The sequence below is a fragment of the Corynebacterium sp. HMSC065H09 genome, assembly GCF_001812845.1.
Classification (GTDB): Bacteria; Actinomycetota; Actinomycetes; order Mycobacteriales; family Mycobacteriaceae; genus Corynebacterium; species Corynebacterium jeikeium_D.
The window spans coordinates 1-19832 of the sequence record NZ_KV810585.1 but is presented as its reverse complement, the minus strand read 5'-3'; the positions used below and the strand labels follow the sequence as shown (position 1 = coordinate 19832).

Below are 19832 nucleotides of genomic sequence, written 5' to 3'. Positions count from 1 at the left end.
CGCACAGCGTCTTACCTCTCGCTGAAGCGACGGACTCGGCGGAGCTTTTCGGGAACGTCAGAGGTCGGCTCGCACTCTTCCATCAACTTTTCGTGCGCGGCCTCGATGTACTCGACCGCTTCTTCAATGGAGTCGGTGACCAGGAAAAGGTCCATATCAGTCGGAGAAATCAGCTCCATGGCCACCAGTTTCTCGCGCATCCAATCGACCAGCCCCGACCAGAACTCAGTGCCCAGCAGCACGATTGGGTGATTTTCCACCTTCTCGGTCTGCACCATCACCAGTGACTCAAAGAGTTCATCGAGCGTGCCGAATCCACCCGGCAGACAGATAAACGCCTGCGAGTACTTCAGGAACATGGTCTTGCGAACGAAGAAGTAGCGGAAGTTCATGCCCAGGTCGACCCAGTCATTCAAGTGCTGCTCGTGCGGCAGCTCAATGCCCAGCCCAATGGACAGGCCGTCGGCGTCGTAGCAGCCGCGGTTGGCGGCTTCCATGATGCCCGGGCCGCCGCCAGTGATGGTCGCGTAACCCGCCTCCGCCAGCGCCTTGCCCAGGTCGAAGCCCCACTGGTAGTACGGGCTGTCCTCTGGCAAACGTGCCGAACCATACACCGTCACCGCCGGCGGAATCTCCGCCAACGCACCAAAGCCGTCAACGAACTCCGACTGAATGCGCAGCACACGCCAGGTGTCGTTGTGCAGCCAGTCCGTGTTCGGGTTGTGTGACAACAGCCTGCGGTCGGTCGTAGACGCCTGCGGTTCGCCCGCCTGTCGAATCGCGATTGGGCCGCGGAGTGCACGGCGCTTAGCTGGGGACGGAGTACGTACAGGTTTCATAACCTCACAATGTATGCCAGCAATGACATACGCGCACCCGCTCAGCGAGGGCAGGGTGTGACTCTAGGCTCACTCAGCCACCGGCGCGGTGGTCAAGTACCGCCGCAGGTCCTCCCACAGCGCCGTAATGCACTCGACCGGAATCTGCTCGTCCTTCTTGTGGCAGTACGCCGGGTCACCCGGGCCAAAGTTCACCGCAGGAATGCCGAGCGCCGAAAAACGCGCCACATCGGTCCACCCAAACTTGGGCTTTACGACGTCGCCTGCGACCGCAACCAACTCCTTCGCAGCAGCCGCATGCAGTCCCGGCAGTGCCCCAGGGCTCGCATCCTCGACATCGACGGTGAGGTCCTCGGCCGCAAACTCGTCGAGTCCCAGCACCTCGCGGAAGTGTGCCATGGCCTCATCGGCGCTGCGGTTGGGCGCGAATCGGAAGTTGACTCGCAGCACCGCCTCGTCGGGAAGCGTGTTGGTGGCAACCCCGGCCTCCAGCCAGACGACGTTGAGCCCTTCGCGGTAGGCCAAACCGTCGATATCCACAGTCTGCGGTTCATAGGCGGCAATGCGTGACAGCACCGGTGCTAACTTGTGCACGGCATTGTCGCCGAGCCATGCCCGAGCCGAGTGTGCACGTGTGCCGTGCGCGGTCAGACGCAGGCGGATAGAGCCCTGGCAGCCGGCTTCGATGACATTGCCGCTGGGCTCGCCCAGCAGAGCGACATCGCCAGCCAAAAGCTCCGGATGCGACTCACTCAAGTGCCGCAACCCGTTGAACTCCGCGGCGATTTCTTCGCATTCGTACATGATGAGTGTCAGGTCGCGCTGCAACTCCTGGCTTGCCGCCAGCGTCGCAAAAGCATGCAGGTAGACTGCGTCACCGCTTTTCATATCCACAGTTCCGCACCCAAAGAGTGTGTCTCGCCCCTGCGCGTCTACCCCACGCGTCGAGGGCACATTGTCCGCAGTCGGCACCGTATCCAGGTGTCCTGCCAAAATCACGCGCTGCGGCAACCCCCGATGGGTCCGCGCAATCACGTTGTTGTCAATGCGCAGGACCTCAATCGACTCATCTGCCTGCGCGACCTCACGCAATGCCGCCTCGACGGCATCCGCAATCGCGGTCTCATTGTGGGACACCGATTCGATGTCCACCAGTGCCGCCGTGAGGTCTACAGGATCTTGGAGCAGATTTAACTTCGATTTCACATCAATTAAGCGTACAAACCATTGTGCGCCAGCGAAACCAGAATTTTGTGATGAATATGCGCCGCACGACCATTGATCGCATCTCCATTGGCAGGCGCGCCACCGCCGAGGAACAGCGCCAGCTCATGCGGTTCGGCGGAGGTCACACCAATTCTCCCCTCCGCCGGGCGCTTGAGCCCATCAGCCACCTCAAAGACCAGGGTTTTCGCTCCTTCCGGGAGAGTTTGGGCAATGATTGCCTCCGGAGTTTCGCTTGCCGACGACCCCAGCGCCCGCTCCTCCCCTGCAGAATCGGTCGCCTCTCCGTTTCCGCCATCCTCCTCGACAACGCCCGCGCCGGGACCATAGACCACAGCTACACGGGAGCCATAGACCGCAATTACCGGACGCAGCTCATTCGTGCTGACAATCACCGTAGAACCGGCCAGCGGCTTACAGACGGCCGCGACAATCTTGGCCGTTGCATGTGGCAGCTGCACTGGGGTGGGATCGATGTCTCGTCGATAAGCAGGACGAAGCGTTTCGGCGACATCGCCCAGCTCATCGCGCTCCCACATCGGCAGGGCATCGATGCGTGCCTGCTGATCGCGGTTCTTGCGCTCCAGCAAAAGGCGGGCAATCATGCCACCGCCGAGCCCCACCGCGATGGCAACTGCGATAACCAGCACAAGACGGTTCGGCGCAATGAGCGCAACCACTGCGGCGATAGCCACACCGACTGCGCCAATTGGCATTGCTCGCGGCGGCAAAACGAAACCAAAGAAGCTGGCTACGGCGAGAATCCAAGCACTCAGCAGTGCGAATCCGACATAGAAGACCACCGGCAGGGACAGGACGAAGCCGAGTCCGAGCACACTAACAGCAATGATGAGGCTCACTAAGAACCACTGCTTCATTTTCTGTGTGCTTTCAAGGCCAGCTAGGGGCATAGTTCATCCTTCCGCGAAGATTCCTTAAAGAGATACTAATATTAAGAATCATGATTACATCTGGTGCTGTCGCTACGGGAATCGCCAATATCGCAATGGACGGTACAGTTCTCGATACTTGGTTTCCCGCACCTCAGTTAAGCGATGAGGTCGTAGAATCGAGCACTCACCGGCTCGGCGCCGCTGATCTGACCCCACAGTTGCTTCGTCAGGTGATTTTGGACGAGGATCGCCGCGTGGAGCAGGTGGCAGTGCGCACGTCCATTGAGGATTTGTCCAAGCCTGCTGTCGACCCGCACGATGCCTACCTGCGCCTGCATTTGCTCTCCCACCGCCTGGTCAAGCCGCACCAGCTAAACACCAAGGGGCTCTACGAGCTACTCCATGTGGTGGCGTGGACCAACAAGGGGCCATGTCTGCCGGACAACTTCGAGCAACTGCGCACCCACTTGCGCGTCCGCGGTCTGATTCACGTCTACGCCATCGACCGCATGCCGCGCATGGTCGATTATGTGCTGCCCGCCGGTGTGCGCATTGCAGAGGCCGAGCGCGTGCGGTTGGGCGCTTACTTGGCACCGGGTACGTCCGTACTGCGCGAGGGATTTGTCTCGCTGAACTCGGGCACTCTGGGCCCATGCAAGATTGAGGGACGTCTATCCTCCGGTGTCGTCATTGGCGCGCACACGAAGGTGGGACTGTCGGCCTCCATCATTGCCGCTCATGACGATTCCGGTCAGCGTAAGCCGCTCACGGTTGGCGAGCGCTGCCACATCGATATCGCGGCCGGCACCGTCGGCGTCAGCCTCGGTAATGACTGCATTATTGACCGAAGCATCCTCATTGCCCCCGATACGCCCATCGATGTCCCCGCGGAGAACCGCCGTATTCAGGCATGGGAAATTTCGGGCCGCGACAACATGCACTTCTACCATCACCCGGACCACTCGGCGGTGTGCGTCCGCCGCACGGAACGCCCGGGCAATGACGAAGGTGCCGCTGCTTTCACTCAGCTTGCCGACGTGCCGGATGAGCTGGCCGGATAACCTACTTTCGGTGCTCTTGAAGACACATTAATTGGCCCCGAAACGGTGAATGGGGGTAAACCCGTAATACGGTTATTGCCCCTGTTATCAGCGAGGTAATGTTTGCGACATGACCGAATCGCAAATTACCTCCACCTCCGGCGAGACAGCTCAGCTGGGCAAGGGGCTGCAGGTTCGACACCTGACCATGATGGGTCTTGGCTCCGCAATCGGTGCCGGTCTTTTCCTTGGTACGGGCGTCGGCATTAAGGCAGCTGGCCCGGGTGTTCTAGTTTCCTATGTCATCGCTGGCTTCATTGTCGTCCTCGTCATGCAGATGCTCGGCGAGATGGCCGCTGCCCGCCCGACACCGGGTAGCTTCTCCACCTATGCCGAGATGGCCTTTGGTTCCTCGGCTGGCTTTGTCCTCGGCTGGCTCTACTGGTTCATGCTCATCATGGTGCTCGGTGCTGAAATCACCGGCGCCGGTGCCATCATGGGTGCGTGGTTCGGTATTCCGGGCTGGATTCCAGGCCTGATCTGTGTTGTCTTCTTCGCTGTAGTGAATTTGGCGAATGTGCGCGGTTTCGGCGAGTTCGAGTTCTGGTTCGCGTTCATCAAGGTCGCGGTGATTATCGCGTTCCTGGTCATTGGCGTTCTTCTTTTCTTCGGTCTGCTGCCAGGCACCAGCTTCGTCGGTACGACGCATATTGCCGAATCCGGATTCCTCCCGAATGGAGTGTCCGGCATTGCCGCTGGTCTGTTGGCTGTGGCCTTCGCCTTCGGCGGTATCGAGATTGTCACAATCGCCGCTGCTGAGGCTGAAGATCCGCAACGCTCCATCGCTGCTGCTGTCCGCTCGGTGATCTTCCGCATCTCTGTGTTCTACCTGGGCTGCGTGACCGTCATCATCCTGCTGTTGCCGTACTCCCAGATTGACGGCGCTGACTCCGCAGCTGAGTCGCCGTTCACCCAGGTTCTGAAGCAGGCAAACATTCCGGGTGCCGTTGGCTTCATGGAGGCCATTATCGTTCTGGCGCTGCTGTCCGCGTTCAACGCTCAGATTTACGCAACCTCTCGCCTGGTCTACTCGATGTCCACCCGCGGTGAGGCACCGCGCTTCTTCGCCCACACCAATGAGGGCGCAGTTCCGAACCGTGCGGTCATCATGTCGATGGTCTTCGCCTTCGTCTCCGTTGGCCTGCAGGTTGTCTTCGACGGCTCGAGTGTCCTGGTCTTCCTGCTGAACGCTGTCGGCGGCTGCTTGCTGGTGATCTGGCTGGTCATCGCCCTGTCCGAGATTAAGCTGCGCCCGCAGATGGAGGCGAACAACGAGCTTTCCGTTCGCATGTGGGCCTACCCGGCACTGTCCTGGGTAGCGGTCATCCTGATCCTGGGCCTCGCTGTTGGCATGCTCACCGATTCTGGTGCTCGCCAGCAGGTTATCGCCGTTGTGTGTGTCACTGCGTTCCTCGCGGTGCTCGCTGCACTGACTAAGAAGAGCCGCACCGCGGCCCGCGAGGCTCTCGAGTCCAGCGATAGCAACTAGCCGTTAGCAACTGACTGCAGGGCCTAACCACCCTGCTACCCCTATCCGAACATTTCCTTGCTACACATTTGCGGAACACTTTTCATAGATAGGGATATGCCGGTAGCCTGTTTTCCATGAAATTTGGAGCACAAGCTACCGGCATTGCCACTTTTAACAACGATACTGTTCTCGACGTCTGGTTCCCCGCCCCCAAGCTCATCGAAGAGGGCGTGGCAACCTCCACCACGACCGGAACCATCGACGCCGACGCACTGCCCGAAGATTTCACCTACCTCACAGATCTGGCCGTAGCCGATGCGGACCGTGGCACCACCCGCCGTCTGGTCACAGCTACCATCGCTTCACTCGATGACGCACCAGTCGACACCATCGATGCCTACCTGCGTCTCCATCTGCTGTCCCACCGCCTGGCCACCCCCAACAGCATCAACCTGGACGGCATCTTCGGCAAGCTCAACAATGTGGTGTGGACGAATTTTGGCCCCTGTGCTGTCGAAGGCTTCGAGGTAACCCGAGCCAAGCTGTCACGCCGCGGGCCTGTCACCGTCTACTCCATCGATAAATTCCCCCGCATGGTCGACTACGTCACTCCCACCGGAGTCCGCATCGGTGACGCTGACCGCGTGCGCCTTGGAGCCCATCTCGCAGAGGGCACCACAGTCATGCACGAGGGCTTCGTCAACTTCAACGCAGGCACGCTTGGACACTCCATGGTGGAAGGCCGTATCTCTCAGGGGGTCGTCGTCGACGACGGCTCCGATATCGGCGGTGGTGCGTCCATCATGGGCACACTATCCGGTGGAGGTAAGGAAGTTGTGTCCGTCGGCAAGCGATGCCTACTCGGTGCGAACGCTGGACTCGGAATCTCGCTCGGCGATGACTGCGTACTCGAAGCCGGGCTCTACATCACTGCCGGCACCAAGTGCCTCGTTGCCCTAGACGGTGTGAAGAAGACGCTCAAGGCCCGCGAGCTCTCGGGCGGATCGAATATGCTCTTCCGCCGCAACTCGCTCTCTGGTGCAGTCGAGGTTGTGCCGTGGGCTGCCGAAAAGGTGAAGCTCAGCGCGGAGCTGCACGCTAACTAAGGGGTGGTCGGCACGTCTGCCGGGGCCGCGATATTCCGCGCGCTCCGGTAGACACGTCGCTCACCAGTGACGGGGTCGACAAAGGCCAGCGCGGTTGCCGTCAATCGCAGCTGCGGCGTGTACTTTGGCGCGCTGCCCGCGCTTGCCGACGGCCCCTGCGCCCCCGCTTTCCGGCCATAGGTGTCCTCACCGAGAATGGGATAGCCTAGCCAGTCCATCGTCGCCCGCAGCTGATGCGTGCGGCCCGTATGGGGCTGTAGCCGCCAGCGCCCCACCTGCATGCGACTCCCGCAATGCCCACAACCACAGCCGACTGCGTGCAGCGGAATGCTGGTGCTGGTCGCACCACCGCCATGGCTGTTCGCCAGCACATCGCCGATGTCCGCGGCTACTCGGCCGAGGAAGGTCACGGTTGTGCGTGCGAGCTTGAACTTGGGATTCTTCGCGGCAGCGCGAGCGAAATCGTCGGTCTCCACGACTTTTACTCCGCGCCCCGCCGGGTTGGGATCGAGCAGAAGCGTGACATCCCTGGTTTCCCCCACATGCCAATCATCGGGCATCACGGTGAGGCATTCGTATTCTTTGGTGATTTCCTGGTTTTGGAAAAGCTGCTGGTAGCGCGCACGGGTAGCCGGATTCCGGGAAAGCAACAGCAGCCCACTGGTCAGAAAATCCAGGCGGTGAACGGCCACTATCTCCGGTTCCCCGAGACTACGTCGCAGTCGCTCCTGCACGGTATTGGCCACGATGCGGCCATTGGGAGTCGCCGGCAGAAAAGGTGGCTTGTCTACGACCAGAAACTCATCGGTGTCGGCCACGATTGCCGGCTCAAAGGGGATGTACTCCTCGCGCTCGTGAGCGGCGGCATCGACTTGCGCTGCCTGACGGTTCTTCTCAAGGCCCCACCACGCATCTCGATTGCCTGCGGCACGTCCCACGGCACACTCCCTTTTTCATGATTTGGTCTATGCCGATGTCGGCACCGTTTGCAGCATTCGGCCTACGCGGGCCAGCACATCTGGCCGGGGCTAGCCGCGAATACGCGCCGCCGCCACTTCGATGTCGTTGAGCGTTGCTGTGAGCCCCACCCGCACGTGCTGCGCACCCTTGGGGCCGTAGAAGCTACCCGGCGCGACCAAAATGCCGCGTTCGGCCAGCCAATCAACGGTCTGCCAGCAGTCTTCCCCGCGCGTAGCCCACAGATAGAGCCCGCCCTCGGAGTCATCGATACGAAAACCTGCGGCTACCAGTGCATCATGCAGAATCTCACGGCGGTCACAATATCGCTGCTTTTGTTCGGCCTCGTGGGAGTCGTCGTTAAGCGCGGCGATCGTGGCGTGCTGGATGGGTCCCGGCATCATCAGCCCCATGTGACGGCGCACGGAAACCAGCTCGGCGATGAGGTCCGCGTCGCCAGCGAACCAGCCGGTGCGGTACGACGCCATGTTCGACGTCTTGGACAGCGAGTGAATAGCCAGCAGGTTGGTGAAATCACCGTCGCACACTCGCGGGTCGAGAATACTGACTGGCTGTTCAGTCCAACCGAGCCCCAGGTAGCACTCGTCAGAGGCGACAACGACGTCCCGAGCACGCGCCCACTCAACCACCTTGCGCAGGTGTTCAACACCGAGGACCTTGGCGTTGGGGTTGCCCGGGGAATTGATGAACATCAGCGTCGGCGAGGCGGGGCCGATTTGCGTCAGCGAGTCCGCACGCAGCAGCTCAGCGCCTGCGATGCGAACGCCGACCTCGTAGGTGGGATATGCCAGCTCGGGGATGACGACGGTGTGCCCCGCGCCTACGCCGAGGAGGAAGGGAAGCCAGCCAATCGCTTCCTTGGTGCCGATGACCGGAAGCACATTGCCGCCATTGACCGCTGACTCCAGTCCCGTCACGCCGTAGCGCCGCGCCATCGCTGCAACAATCGCAGCACGTAGCTCAGGCGTGCCGACGGTCTGAGGGTAACCCGGTGCGGCAGCACCTTCGGTAAGGCCCTTCCGAATTATCGGAGCGACTTCATCGACCGGTGTGCCGACCGAGAGATTGACCATGCCCTCTTCATGCGCAGCCGCAGTGGCTTTCGCCTGCGTGAGAGAATCCCACGGAAACTGAGGCAAAAGAGAACCGGGAGTTACGCGCTTACGGGCAGCTGACATGGGCGGTGATGAAGTCCTTCCCGGGAAAAGAAATAGGTTTAATCATCTGTGGTTTTATTCTTCTGCCTGCGGCGGCAGAGCTGCCACGAATGGCACATCGAAGTCCTGGGGGCCGAGCTTGGCGGCACCACCCGGGGAACCCAACTCATCGAACCAGTCGACATTCGCATCGATGAATTCAACCCACTCATCCGGAACATCGTCCTCGTAGAAGATGGCCTCGACTGGGCAGACCGGTTCACAAGCGCCACAGTCCACGCACTCATCAGGATGAATGTAGAGCATGCGCTTGCCCTCGTAAATGCAGTCAACCGGGCACTCTTCAACACAGGCACGGTCGAGGACGTCAACACATGGCTGGGCAATGATGTAAGTCATGGTTTTAGGTTTAAGAACCTTTCTCACAAGATATGGGATGAGGCTTTCGCTATCTGTCGATTATGCCGTTCCGACGAGAAACAGAGCAAAATAGACAGAGCGGTATATTCAGATTGGAGTCTACACCCAACGTGGGTGTTGTTTTCAACTGGCTCCAGAAAGAGCCACATTGATGCGGGCCTGCCCTGTATCAATTCCTCACCGTCTCCTGCAGTATCCGCTGCGGTTTTCGCTAGAGTGCCCGCAGATGGCGCAGTGGCCAGGCACCGCCCAGCACACCGCAAACAAGCAGCAGCACTGTTCGCAACCACTGCCCCATTGCCAAGTCCCCACCGAAGGGCAGCACTGCCCACAGCAGAATGCCTGCAAAGCCCAGCACCCAGATGACAGTCGGAATTGCAGCTTTGGAGCGATCGCGTGTCCACAGCAACGCTGTGTTGGTGATAATCAGATTGGCAATATAGGCCAGCGGAATGGTCCACGGCAACGGAATAGCAACCGAGCCGATGGTAATCCACACTCCGAGGAAAACTACTTCAATCACCAACGCTGCCAACGCAGCCAGCGACAGCCAGACTAGCGCTACTGTGACCTCCCCCTGATGGAAGCTCTCGCGTGGCTGCGAACGTTCCGGGTCACCCCAATAGCGCTCATCCCCGAATGTGCGCTTTTCAATACTCAAGCGCTCGTTCTTCAACTTTCCGCCAGCAGCGTTAATCAAGTCTTCGCTTTCGTGAGGCTGAGGGTTACTCATCGTCCGCACTCCCCTCCGCTTCCAGATCCACGCTCGGTACAGAGTCGACGCTCGCTACCGGCTCTGGCGGTAATTGGATATTCACCAGCTCCCCCAGCTCTTCCAGGGACGCAGCGGTCGCCGTACCAAAACGGTATGCCTCAGTCGGTGTCACCGGCTGACACAGCAAATTGGAAAACGCCCAGACGGCTCGCGCACGACCAGAGCCATCGGTCTGCCCATAGACAGCATCCGGATTAACCTCGCTGACGGAACCATCGGCGAACCACACCTGCGTCGCATGCGCGCGCATGGCCTCAACCTTGGCAGCCACAGCGGCGTCATCCAGCTGAACCTCGAAATGGCCAGTCACGGTGGCGAAGTCGTCGACATCGCACGACTGCCAGCTCTCCGGTACCACGGTAATGGCATCCAGCCCCGCCGCCATTGCCTCACGATCGGTGACCGCCCACAGCGTCGGAAAGCGATTTCCGCACGCCGCGACAGTGATATCGTGCGCACGAATGTGGTCCGGATGCCCATAGCCACCATCGGCGTCGTAGGTAATGACCAGGTCTGGCTGCAGCTCATCGAGGATGGTGCGAAGCTGGGCGACCGCCTCATCACCTGAGTTCACGAAGGCACGCGGATGCTCATTGCCCTTGTCACCGGCCATCCCGGAGTCACGCCAACGTCCAGCGCCGCCGAGGAACCGCGGCGCGTTATCAGGACCGTTGGCGCCTAACGCACGCAGCGCCGAGCGCAACTCGGCGACGCGGAAACCGCCCAACTGGTCGGCTTCATCAGCAACTAGCCCCTGGTACGGCGCACCGATGACCTCTCCCAGCTCGCCCATCGTGCAGGTCACTACGCTTACCGACGCTCCGGAACGCGCGGCAGCCGCAATCAAACCACCTGTCCAAATGGACTCGTCATCTGGATGTGCGTGAACAAAAAGTAACTTCACGGACTTTCTTACTTCCCCTTGTTCTCCTGGTCGATGTTATCGCGGCCATCTTGGTTCTGACCCGAACCGTCCTGCTCAGTATCTTCGCGCGGATTATCTCCCGGTTGAGAATTCTCCGACGATTCTCGAGTCCCGCTTTGCGTCGCGACTCGGCGAATCTCACCCAGAACACCGAGGCGGCCCAACACTGGGTCATCGGTCCACTGCGAAGAGTCCTTCCGCCCAGTAATTGTAATTTCCGGGCTGACGACCGTCAGCAAGCCGTCTTTCACCAAGGTCAGCTCGATACTGTGGCCAGCAATGATATCGGCGAGTTCAGCGGGCAACGCAGAACTGTCGGGAGCGAGCAGCTCATCAACCTGCGGGTCACAAAGGCCGGAAAGATTCTCGCTCCGAGCAGCCGATCTCGGAGCGACAGGTACTCCATTTAGGTCAGCCGGTTCCGCTGAGGTAGAAGATGTGGACCGTTCAGACGGTGTCGTCCCGTCCAGCGAGCTCTGCTCTTCAGCGCTCTTTCCCCGATCTCCACTTGGTGCAGGTTTTGTCGAACTGTCAACGCCCTCTGACTCAGACTCGGTAGCCGACTCTGCGCCTGCTTCATCCAAGTCCTTCGGCGGTAGCGAACTGATCGAGCCTTCCGTACACGCATAGCGTTCCCGGGCCGCCTGGACGGAATTGGGCTGCTCTGCCCATGCCACCACGGCATCGACGGTTCCGTAGGGCAACGAAGACCGCAGCATGTCCGCCGGAGAATACGAAACAACGGTGGCGGGGATACCAGCTGCAGTCAACTGGTCAGCGACCGCAAAAGCCGCAGCGCGTGCCGCTATACCGTCGCTAATGATGCCGATTCGTAGCGGATTGTCCTCGGTAAATCCGGCCTGAGGTGCCTCGGATTTCTCCTGTTCACCACCGTCACCAGAACCACCCGCGATTCGGCGTCCGGTGGCCACCTCTGAGACCTGTGCAACGTTGATGGTGCGCAGAATGGCCCGGCGGACGGACTCGTCGGCAAGCCTGCTCGACGCGAGGTTGGTACTGAAAACCAGTTCCCGGTTGGGCTCATGGAAGAACTCAGCAACACCGGGGACTAGACCGTACGTCAGCTCAGACGTCTCCGTCGGACGGACCTGCACGGCCTGGATCTGCTTCGAACGCAGTTGCTCCGCACCATCGATGGCACTACGCATGGCACGCAGCGTAATAACCTCCGAGGCTGCTGGCTGCTCACCCCAGTAGCGGTCATTTCGAACCAGTCGAATGATGTTGCGGCCGACATCCATCGACTCGACGGTGTACTGCCCACCGGAGGCCGGGAAACGGCTGGCCAGCCCTTCGGAAAAACCATCAGTGTTCGACCGCATCAAATGCGCTGGCAAGAGATGTGCAAACAGGCGCTGCCAATGCGTAATCGGCTGAGTGAACGTCACATCAATCTGACGGCCACCGTCGGAGACATCAATGGATTTAATCAGCTCATAAGTCGCCGTATCCAACGATCCTGGCGTGGACGTGACTTGGGAAAATAGGTAGCGGAAGTCCTCGCCACTGATTGGCGTGCCATCGCTCCACTGCGCCCCTTTTCGAATGCGGTAGCGGACATGCTCTGCCGCTACCGTCGGATCCGTGATGTCAACATCGGCCGCTTTCCCGTTTCCAGCTCCGTTTCTGGCGTCACCGTCTTTGCTGTCATCACTCTCGATGACCTGCACGGAATCCAGCAAGTCGGAGTTGAGCAGCCACTGGGGAGCTCCTGCCGAGCGAGCATTGGCAGCGTTATCCACCACTCCGGGAGCTTGCGCGGAGGCACTAGCGTCACCAGCCTCGCCCTCTACCGGCGCAGGGGTGAAAACACTAGGCAGTGTCAGTCGCGCTACCAGGCTGGTCACCGGGGAGACGTCGGCAAGCAAATGCGGATTGAAGCCTTCGACAAACTCGTCGACACCGACCGTGACTTCACGCATCTTTTTGGCCTGGTCAGCGGTGTCTTCCTGTTGCACCGGCGCTTCCTGCTGCCCGGGCACAGTCGGAGCGTCCGACGGGCGAGCCATGCACGAAGACGCCAAAGCCGCCGTCACGCAGAGTGTCGATGCTACGAAAAATCGACGAGAAGCTGCGTGACGACGGCTGCGAATAAACATATTCACGAGATTACTCGACACCTGGTCGAGTCAGTTACCCCGAGACTGGTTTTTCAGGTGGTCCAGTCCCCTAGCAACCCGAATTACTTCTTATTCATGGCCTTCGCGCGGGAACGAGCGCGAGCGCGATCGGTAGCGCTGAGGATCTGCTTGCGTACGCGGATACCCTCCGGAGTGACCTCAACACACTCGTCAGCGCCACAGAACTCCATAGCCTCATCGAGGGAAAGCTTGTGCGCCTTCTCCAGAGTCACGGTCGCATCAGCCGAGGCTGCGCGCATATTGGTCAGCTTCTTTTCCTTGGTGATGTTGATATCCATGTCCTCATCACGCGGATTCTGGCCAACGACCATGCCCTCGTAAGCCTGGTCACCCGGCTCGACGAAGAAGGTACCGCGGTCAGAAAGCTGGATTAGCGCGTAAGCGGTGATCTGGCCAGTACGGTCAGCGACCAACGATCCCGTCGGACGGTCCTTAATCTCGCCTGCCCACTCGCCGTAACCGGCCGAGTAGTGATTGGCGATACCGGTGCCCTTGGTCTCCGTCATGAAAGTGGTGCGGAAGCCAATCAGACCGCGGGACGGAATGAGGAACTCCATGCGCACCCAACCGGTGCCCTGGTTACCCATCTGCTCCATGCGTCCCTTACGAGCCGCCATCAGCTGAGTGACAGCGCCCAGGTGCTCTTCAGGAACATCGATGGTCAGGTGCTCGTACGGCTCCTGAACCTTGCCGTCGACGGTCTTGGTAACAACCTGCGGCTTACCGACGGTCAGCTCAAAGCCCTCACGGCGCATAGTTTCAACCAGAACGGACAGCGCCATTTCACCACGGCCCTGCACCTCCCAGGCATCCGGGCGCTCGGTCGGCAGCACGCGCAGCGAGACGTTACCAATCAGCTCCTGGTCCAGGCGGGCCTTGACCATACGAGCGGTCAGCTTATCGCCACCACCCTGGCCTGCCAGTGGCGAGGTGTTCACGCCGATCGTCATAGAAATAGCCGGCTCATCGACCAGGATGCGCGGCAGCGGGTCCGGATGCTCGGCATCACAGAGAGAGTCACCGATCATGACCTCGTCGATACCGGAGATAGCGGCGATGTCACCTGCAATGGCCTCTTCAGCAGGTACGCGGGTCACGCCGACGGTACGCAGCAGCTCCGCGACCTTCGCGTTCTTGACATGCTCATTGCCCTCGGAGTCGTAGTGAATCCACGAAATCTGCTGTCCCTTGCGGATACGGCCCTTGTGGATACGAATCAGACCAATTCGACCAAGGAAGGAGCTGGAGTCCAGGTTGGTCACCTGCGCCTGCAGCGGGGCATCAATCTCAGCGGACGGCTCCGGGAGCACCTCGGTGATGACGTCGAACAGCGGCTGCAGGTTCTCGGACTCCGGCAAGTTGCCGTTACCCGGGTTCTCGGTAGAAGCCTTACCGGCACGACCAGAGGCATAGAGAACCGGCAGCTCAAGGTTGCGCTCAGCGACCTCTGCAGCTTCCGGGTCTTCCAGGGTGGAGGCTAGCTCGAGCAGCAGATCCTGTGCTTCCTCGACAACCTCGTCGATACGTGCATCTGGCCGGTCAGTCTTATTGACCACAATGATCACCGGCATGCAGGCAGCAAGCGCCTTGCCCAGGACGAAGCGGGTCTGCGGCAGCGGACCTTCAGAGGAGTCGATCAGCAGCACGACACCGTCAACCATGGACAGTGCGCGCTCCACCTCGCCACCAAAGTCGGCGTGACCAGGGGTGTCAATGACGTTGATGATGAGGTCTTCGCCGTTCTTGCCCTCACCTTTTCGGCGAATAGCGGTGTTCTTCGCCAAGATGGTGATGCCCTTTTCCTTTTCAAGGTCACCAGAGTCCATCACTCGGTCTGCAACTTCTTCGTGGTCGCTGAAGACGCCGGACTGCTCCAGCATGGCGTTCACGAGAGTGGTCTTGCCATGGTCGACGTGTGCGACAATGGCGACATTACGGAACTCGGTATCGCTCACAGGCGGATAGCTCCTAACAAGCTAAGAGGACTAAAAGAAAAAGATACGGCCTTGCTCTAAAGGACTGTCTTTACGACTGCCTTTAACTCCCCGCATCAACGCGTAATAAAGCGTTCTACAGTGTACTCCTTCTTAATGCCCCTGCACATCTGGCAGAGATTCTCGCAACCCCGAGCACCTATCCGTCATGCAAAGTGGCACTGCCGCGCCACCCTTAGGGATAAATTACCCCCTTACTGCACCCCCGCTTTACCGACAGCCATAATGACACATCCGCCAACGCCACAACGCTTCACGACGGCAATCTCTCAGCCCGCCATGTGACACATGTGACCAAATGCCATAGTTGTAACCCCACGGGATGAGACTTGACTTCACCCACTTACACGCTGCGAAACACCATTAACCCCATGCGTACGCATTGCGCCTCAATTGTCACAATCATCTCGTTCTACACCAAGAACCACTTTAATTGACTTGCGACACGCGGGAATCCGTGCGTTAATCTCCTGAGAAGATTCTGAACATTTCTTTTTCAAATCTTTCCATTTCACGTTGGAGTCGTTCTAAGATGAGCAACGATTCCGAAATTTTGATTCCGACTCCAATAGCCCACGAATGAGAGGTTCTTCACCGTGGTTTCGACTGGACGCTCCTTCCTGCGCCGTGCCGCAGCGACCTTGGGTGCAGCTGCAATTCTCACTGCGGGCATGACTCCCGCCGCTTCTGCTTCCCCGTCGCTGGACTCCCTGAACATCGCTTCGCCGAATCTCTACGGCAACGCGCGCGACATCATTAACTCCCCAGGCGTTCCTGAGGAAATTTCCAGCGCACTGAACAAGGGAATTGACTTCCTGACTGGTGAGGGCGAGGGCGAGCCGGGCTTCAAGGTTCCGGAAGGTGCCCCGAAGACCAACCAGTTCCTGCTACCTACTGTTGCCGACAAGTGCATCGGCGGCGAAGGTCGTTCCTTCGGCCTGGCCACTACCGTTCCGGGCCCGGCAGACCTGCCTCTGCCAGGTGTTCCAGAAAACCAGCTTGGCTTTATTTTCACTGGCCTGGGCACCAAGCAGCTGGCTAAGCAGCAGGACACAGAGATGAATGTCTACTGGGTCAACGTTGCTAACGGCAAGTACGGCAAGACCACCCTGGAGAACAACGGCATCAACGCCGAGAAGGGCCCGGGCGCTGTCAACGGCACCGCCGACACGGGCAAGGGCGTGGTCATCGCTGTCATGCAGGGCGGCATCACCACTCAGGAAGAGCCTGGTCCGACCAACTGCAACTACACCCCGACCGCCGGCGTCTTCCCGGTCGGCCTGAACTAAGTTTTTCTAGTTCTCCCCTAGCCCTTTTTGCATCACGTATGCAGAAAGGGCTTTTCTATGCCCAAAAAGGCAGCCTCCACACGTTAAGGTATTCGCATGTCCACTTCACCGGCCACTTCGGCTTCGACCGCGGCAGCTCCTGCGCTCTCCCCAATTCGCTCGAGTCAGGACACACATCCTCCGAAAGTCGAGACCTTTGACCTACGTGAAATGGTCAACACCGACCCCAAGGGCTTTCAGCGCAATGTCGATGAGTTCCGAACTCTCACACCCAGCCGCCTTTATATGCGCCGTGGGATGGATCATCCAAAGTTTGGATATCTAGAGTCATTCCTGCTTGCCGACGAAGGGTTGCGCATCAGCATTTATCACTTCCGCCCGGGCGTGAAGGTAGAACACCAACGCTACGTCGATATTGTCAGCATCGACCGGACTGATCCGCAGTGCTGGCGTATGACCGATTTGTACCTCGACATCCTGCAGGCACCGACCGACTCTGAGGCCATAGCTCCCCTACCCGTCGATGCGGCCACACAGATTCGAGTTGAAGATGTCGACGAGCTTGTCGCTGCCCACACTCAGGGACTGATTAGCGATGAACTCACCGAGTTCGCCATCGAGACCACGCTGACTGCACGCGCCGCAATCGCCGCACACGGTGACAACATTGATGCGTGGATGCAGACTTTGAACCTCGATGCGACGTGGGCTGATGCCGTTGAGCTTTCGCCTGCGGCCTAGAACGACCACCTCAACAAAGGAGTACCGCCCGTGTTCGATAACTTAACCGGCCCCATTCCTCCCGCCGGCCCCGATAGCAATGCGATTATCAAAGCAGTCCGAGCAGCATTTACCTCCTATTTTGAAGAGTCCAACCCCGGCGAAGCCCAGCTGACCTTCCTTGGCTCTGCGCCACTGAAGATGCTGCGCTTCGGACCTGACACAGACCGGATTGTCACCTATGCAACACTGGGTTGCAGTGCCGAGGCGATGCAGGATCCGTCCGCAATGGTGGTGGACACCAACTCTGGCCCGCGCGCCGAGCTCATCTTGCCTATTCGTGGTGGACTGGACGAAGTCATCCGCCCGCTGGGTATTCTTGCCGCTTCCCCAAGCATCGAAGGCCTCATCCTCACCGAGGGGGCACTAATCGACTTCGGCCAGCCACTGTGGGATCAGTCGCGCTTCACCGGTTTTGTGCTGCTCAAGGCAGAAATCCCGCCGGTCGCGATAGAGGAAACCGAAGTCACAATCTTCCAGCCGGTCCCCGCCACGACCAACGAATTTGCCCTTGCTCGCGCTAAGGGCGTTGACGAACTGCGTCGCGTGTGGGAAACCCAAGGTGTCGACTTCACCGACCCGCACCGCACCAGCGCTGTATAAAAGTTAGCTTTTGTGGTGGTTGCCGGTTATCTGCTCGTCGGCAAGCGATAAGTTCAACCTAGCAGTGACGTTTCGCGCCGCGACAGCGTGGTTTAGAGTATGGAATTATGGCAGTCAATTCGGCTAAAGACGTTCCTTTCCATGCGGCGCAGTCCTTTAGGTGGTGGCGGCTCGCGGTATATGTTTACGTCCCAGCGCTAATCCTCACCGTGGTCAGTTCCCTATTGAAATGGGACGCGACTGTTACGGAAGCGGCAAAGGCCAACAACATCGAGGTTTCTGCTGCACAGACCAGCTTGGCCGTGAGCTTCGCGTTTGCGATTCTCGCGCAGACGGCAACGGCGATTGCGTGCTGGTGGCTTGCTGGCAAACTCCTTGAAGGATCGACTGCAGCGCGCACGGTGCTGTCCGTGGCGGCGGCAGTTTTTGTCATTAATGCATCAATGACGCTGGTCGGAACGATTTCCCAGGTACGCTCCGGAGACTCGTCGGCGCTCGGTTTGATTACAGCTGGCCTGCTGATTGTTGCCTCTATCATCGCCGCAACTGCAACCGCCCAGTCCTACCGCGGCGAGCGTAACCAGAAGTTCTTTGTGACGACGTAGGCAGCTCTTAGAGGTTTGGGGCGGGACGGGGATGCCTTCCAGGGCCTCCACCGTCCGCTTTAGGTCGGCGTACATTTTAGGTATGCCCACTAATACTGAGAGCGCCAGAAAGATTCTGAATGGTCTCGCGTCCACCCAATCCCAGCGCGAGGAACTGTACAAATATTTCCACCGGCACCCTGAGCTTTCCATGCAGGAGCACAGCACTGCAGACCGGATTATTCAGGAGCTCGAATCTTCAGGTATTTCCACAAATCGCGTCGGAGACACCGGCATCGTTGCCATTATTGAGAACGGTGCCGGGCCGATTGTAGCTATGCGCGCAGACATTGATGCGCTACCGGTGAAGGAGACTTCCGGCAAAGACTACGCCTCCACGGCAACGCAGATTGATGAAAAGACCGGCACAGAGGTCCCCGTCGCCCACGCTTGTGGCCACGACTTCCACCTGATGTCTTTGCTCACAGCGCTGCAGGCTTTCAACGAAAACCTTGATCAGTGGTCTGGCACATTCATCGGTATCTTCCAACCCGCTGAAGAAACCGCCGAAGGTGCACGCGCAATGCTGGCGGCAGATCTGGAGAAGGCTATTCCGCGTCCCGATGTTTATCTCGGTCAACACGTACTAGCTAGCTTGCCCGGCGGCTATGTGGGCACTCGCCGCGGGCCAGTTCTCTCCTCTGCATTCTCGGTCAAAGTCACTGTGTACGGTAATGGCTCCCATGGATCCATGCCGGAGCTCAGTGTCGATCCCGTTGTCTTGGCATCCACCATTGTGATGCGTCTTCAGACGATTGTCTCGCGTGAGGTAGCAGCCACCGAGACCGCAGTGGTGACCGTTGGCGCGATTCAGGCGGGAACTAAGTCCAACATCATCCCTGACTCCGCAGAGCTGCTCATCAACACTCGTGCCTACAACAGCGCCGTGACCGAACACCTCAAAGAGGCAATCGAGCGCATTGTACGAGCAGAGTGCGTTGCTGCCCGCAGCCCTCAAGACCCGCAGTTCACTTACTACGACCGCTATCCCCTCACGAACAATGACGGGGACGCCACGAATACTGTGCGCGAGGCATTCGACGCGTACTTCGGTGATGAAGTCTCCGATTTGGACGCAGTGCCCGCCTCTGAAGATTTCTCAATCATCCCCGATGCGCTTGGCGTGCCATATACGTACTGGGGGCTCGGCGGCTTCGCGGATGAGAGCAGCGCTGTTGGCAACCACAACCCAGCTTTTGCCCCTGACCTCCAACCCACTCTTGACCGGGGCGCAGAAGCAATCGTTGTAGCTGCCTGTGCTTGGTTGGCGAAATGAGGGTGTGATTAGCGAGGCTGATGCGTGCGGCTGCAGGCGAGCTGGTGGATGGTGTAGTGCCGGACTCGTGCGGGACGGCCGAAAAACCGGGGGTTAAGCGAAAAAGTAGGCCCCGGCGCACGCCGACCGGACATGCTTCTTGCTACTTAACCCAAAAACTTACGGGCTGCAAATGTGAAACTGTATGAGTTTATGA

18 protein-coding genes are annotated in these 19832 nt (G+C 59.2%); 8 read left to right on the top strand and 10 right to left on the bottom strand.

Annotated features, from left to right (window positions below; all coding sequences use genetic code 11):
* Positions 1–11 precede the first annotated feature (11 nt).
* From HMPREF2878_RS04040 to HMPREF2878_RS04030, 3 genes are all read right to left on the bottom strand, one after another.
* Positions 12–839 carry an LOG family protein gene (locus HMPREF2878_RS04040; protein ID WP_048732866.1) on the bottom strand — a complete coding sequence of 276 codons (828 nt, stop codon included), beginning with the start codon at positions 837–839 and terminating at the stop codon, positions 12–14.
* Between the two features lie 69 nt (positions 840–908).
* Positions 909–2045 (bottom strand): succinyl-diaminopimelate desuccinylase, encoded by a 1137-nt coding sequence (dapE, locus tag HMPREF2878_RS04035; protein WP_016422399.1) that lies wholly within the window; start codon positions 2043–2045, stop codon positions 909–911.
* Between the two features lie 5 nt (positions 2046–2050).
* Positions 2051–2941, bottom strand: a complete 891-nt coding sequence (locus HMPREF2878_RS04030) for a hypothetical protein (protein ID WP_246821858.1) — start codon at positions 2939–2941, stop codon at positions 2051–2053.
* 83 nt (positions 2942–3024) lie between these two features.
* Here HMPREF2878_RS04030 and HMPREF2878_RS04025 point away from each other — a divergent pair, with 83 nt between their 5' ends.
* The 3 genes from HMPREF2878_RS04025 (at position 3025) to dapD (ending at position 6633) form a co-directional block, all read left to right on the top strand.
* A complete protein-coding gene (locus HMPREF2878_RS04025; RefSeq protein ID WP_016422397.1) occupies positions 3025–4017 on the top strand; it encodes a 2,3,4,5-tetrahydropyridine-2,6-dicarboxylate N-succinyltransferase in 993 nt (330 codons plus the stop codon).
* A 124-nt stretch (positions 4018–4141) separates the two neighbouring features.
* Entirely contained in the window at positions 4142–5545 is a 1404-nt protein-coding gene (locus HMPREF2878_RS04020; RefSeq protein WP_172620259.1) for an amino acid permease, read from the top strand.
* Between the two features lie 116 nt (positions 5546–5661).
* Entirely contained in the window at positions 5662–6633 is a 972-nt protein-coding gene (gene dapD / locus HMPREF2878_RS04015) for a 2,3,4,5-tetrahydropyridine-2,6-dicarboxylate N-succinyltransferase (protein ID WP_070652888.1), read from the top strand.
* On the opposite strand, the gene HMPREF2878_RS04010 is transcribed toward dapD, so the two are convergent.
* The 7 genes from HMPREF2878_RS04010 to typA all read right to left on the bottom strand — a co-directional run bounded on the left by HMPREF2878_RS04010 (position 6630) and on the right by typA (position 15005).
* Positions 6630–7571 (bottom strand): pseudouridine synthase, encoded by a 942-nt coding sequence (locus HMPREF2878_RS04010; protein WP_070652887.1) that lies wholly within the window; start codon positions 7569–7571, stop codon positions 6630–6632. The genes dapD and HMPREF2878_RS04010 overlap by 4 nt on opposite strands.
* Positions 7572–7661: 90 nt before the next feature.
* Positions 7662–8789, bottom strand: coding sequence for a succinyldiaminopimelate transaminase (gene dapC / locus HMPREF2878_RS04005; RefSeq protein WP_070652886.1), 1128 nt, complete (start codon positions 8787–8789; stop codon positions 7662–7664).
* 54 nt (positions 8790–8843) lie between these two features.
* Positions 8844–9167, bottom strand: a complete 324-nt coding sequence (gene fdxA, locus HMPREF2878_RS04000; RefSeq protein ID WP_069358853.1) for a ferredoxin — start codon at positions 9165–9167, stop codon at positions 8844–8846.
* A gap of 232 nt (positions 9168–9399) precedes the next feature.
* Positions 9400–9921 (bottom strand): hypothetical protein, encoded by a 522-nt coding sequence (locus tag HMPREF2878_RS03995; RefSeq protein ID WP_070652885.1) that lies wholly within the window; start codon positions 9919–9921, stop codon positions 9400–9402.
* A complete protein-coding gene (gene mshB / locus HMPREF2878_RS03990; protein WP_069358855.1) occupies positions 9914–10867 on the bottom strand; it encodes an N-acetyl-1-D-myo-inositol-2-amino-2-deoxy-alpha-D-glucopyranoside deacetylase in 954 nt (317 codons plus the stop codon). The genes HMPREF2878_RS03995 and mshB overlap by 8 nt, the downstream gene beginning before the upstream one ends.
* A gap of 8 nt (positions 10868–10875) precedes the next feature.
* Positions 10876–13008: an ABC transporter family substrate-binding protein gene (locus HMPREF2878_RS03985; protein ID WP_070652884.1), complete on the bottom strand. Its 2133-nt coding sequence runs from the start codon at positions 13006–13008 to the stop codon at positions 10876–10878.
* A gap of 83 nt (positions 13009–13091) precedes the next feature.
* Positions 13092–15005 (bottom strand): translational GTPase TypA, encoded by a 1914-nt coding sequence (gene typA, locus HMPREF2878_RS03980; RefSeq protein ID WP_016422389.1) that lies wholly within the window; start codon positions 15003–15005, stop codon positions 13092–13094.
* 635 nt (positions 15006–15640) lie between these two features.
* Here typA and HMPREF2878_RS03975 point away from each other — a divergent pair.
* The 5 genes from HMPREF2878_RS03975 (at position 15641) to HMPREF2878_RS03955 (ending at position 19636) form a co-directional block, all read left to right on the top strand.
* Complete coding sequence (locus tag HMPREF2878_RS03975; protein WP_049193655.1) at positions 15641–16333, top strand: Rv1157c family protein; 693 nt, start codon at positions 15641–15643, stop codon at positions 16331–16333.
* Positions 16334–16429: 96 nt separating this feature from the next.
* The gene (locus HMPREF2878_RS03970) at positions 16430–17074 is read left to right on the top strand and encodes a ribonuclease FAU-1 family protein (RefSeq protein WP_070605537.1); all 645 of its coding nucleotides are present in this window, start codon (positions 16430–16432) and stop codon (positions 17072–17074) included.
* Between the two features lie 30 nt (positions 17075–17104).
* Positions 17105–17716, top strand: coding sequence for a suppressor of fused domain protein (locus tag HMPREF2878_RS03965; RefSeq protein WP_070605535.1), 612 nt, complete (start codon positions 17105–17107; stop codon positions 17714–17716).
* A gap of 107 nt (positions 17717–17823) precedes the next feature.
* Positions 17824–18321 (top strand): hypothetical protein, encoded by a 498-nt coding sequence (locus HMPREF2878_RS03960; RefSeq protein ID WP_048732907.1) that lies wholly within the window; start codon positions 17824–17826, stop codon positions 18319–18321.
* Positions 18322–18403: 82 nt separating this feature from the next.
* Positions 18404–19636: an amidohydrolase gene (locus HMPREF2878_RS03955; RefSeq protein WP_070652883.1), complete on the top strand. Its 1233-nt coding sequence runs from the start codon at positions 18404–18406 to the stop codon at positions 19634–19636.
* The last annotated feature ends 196 nt before the right edge of the window (positions 19637–19832 follow it).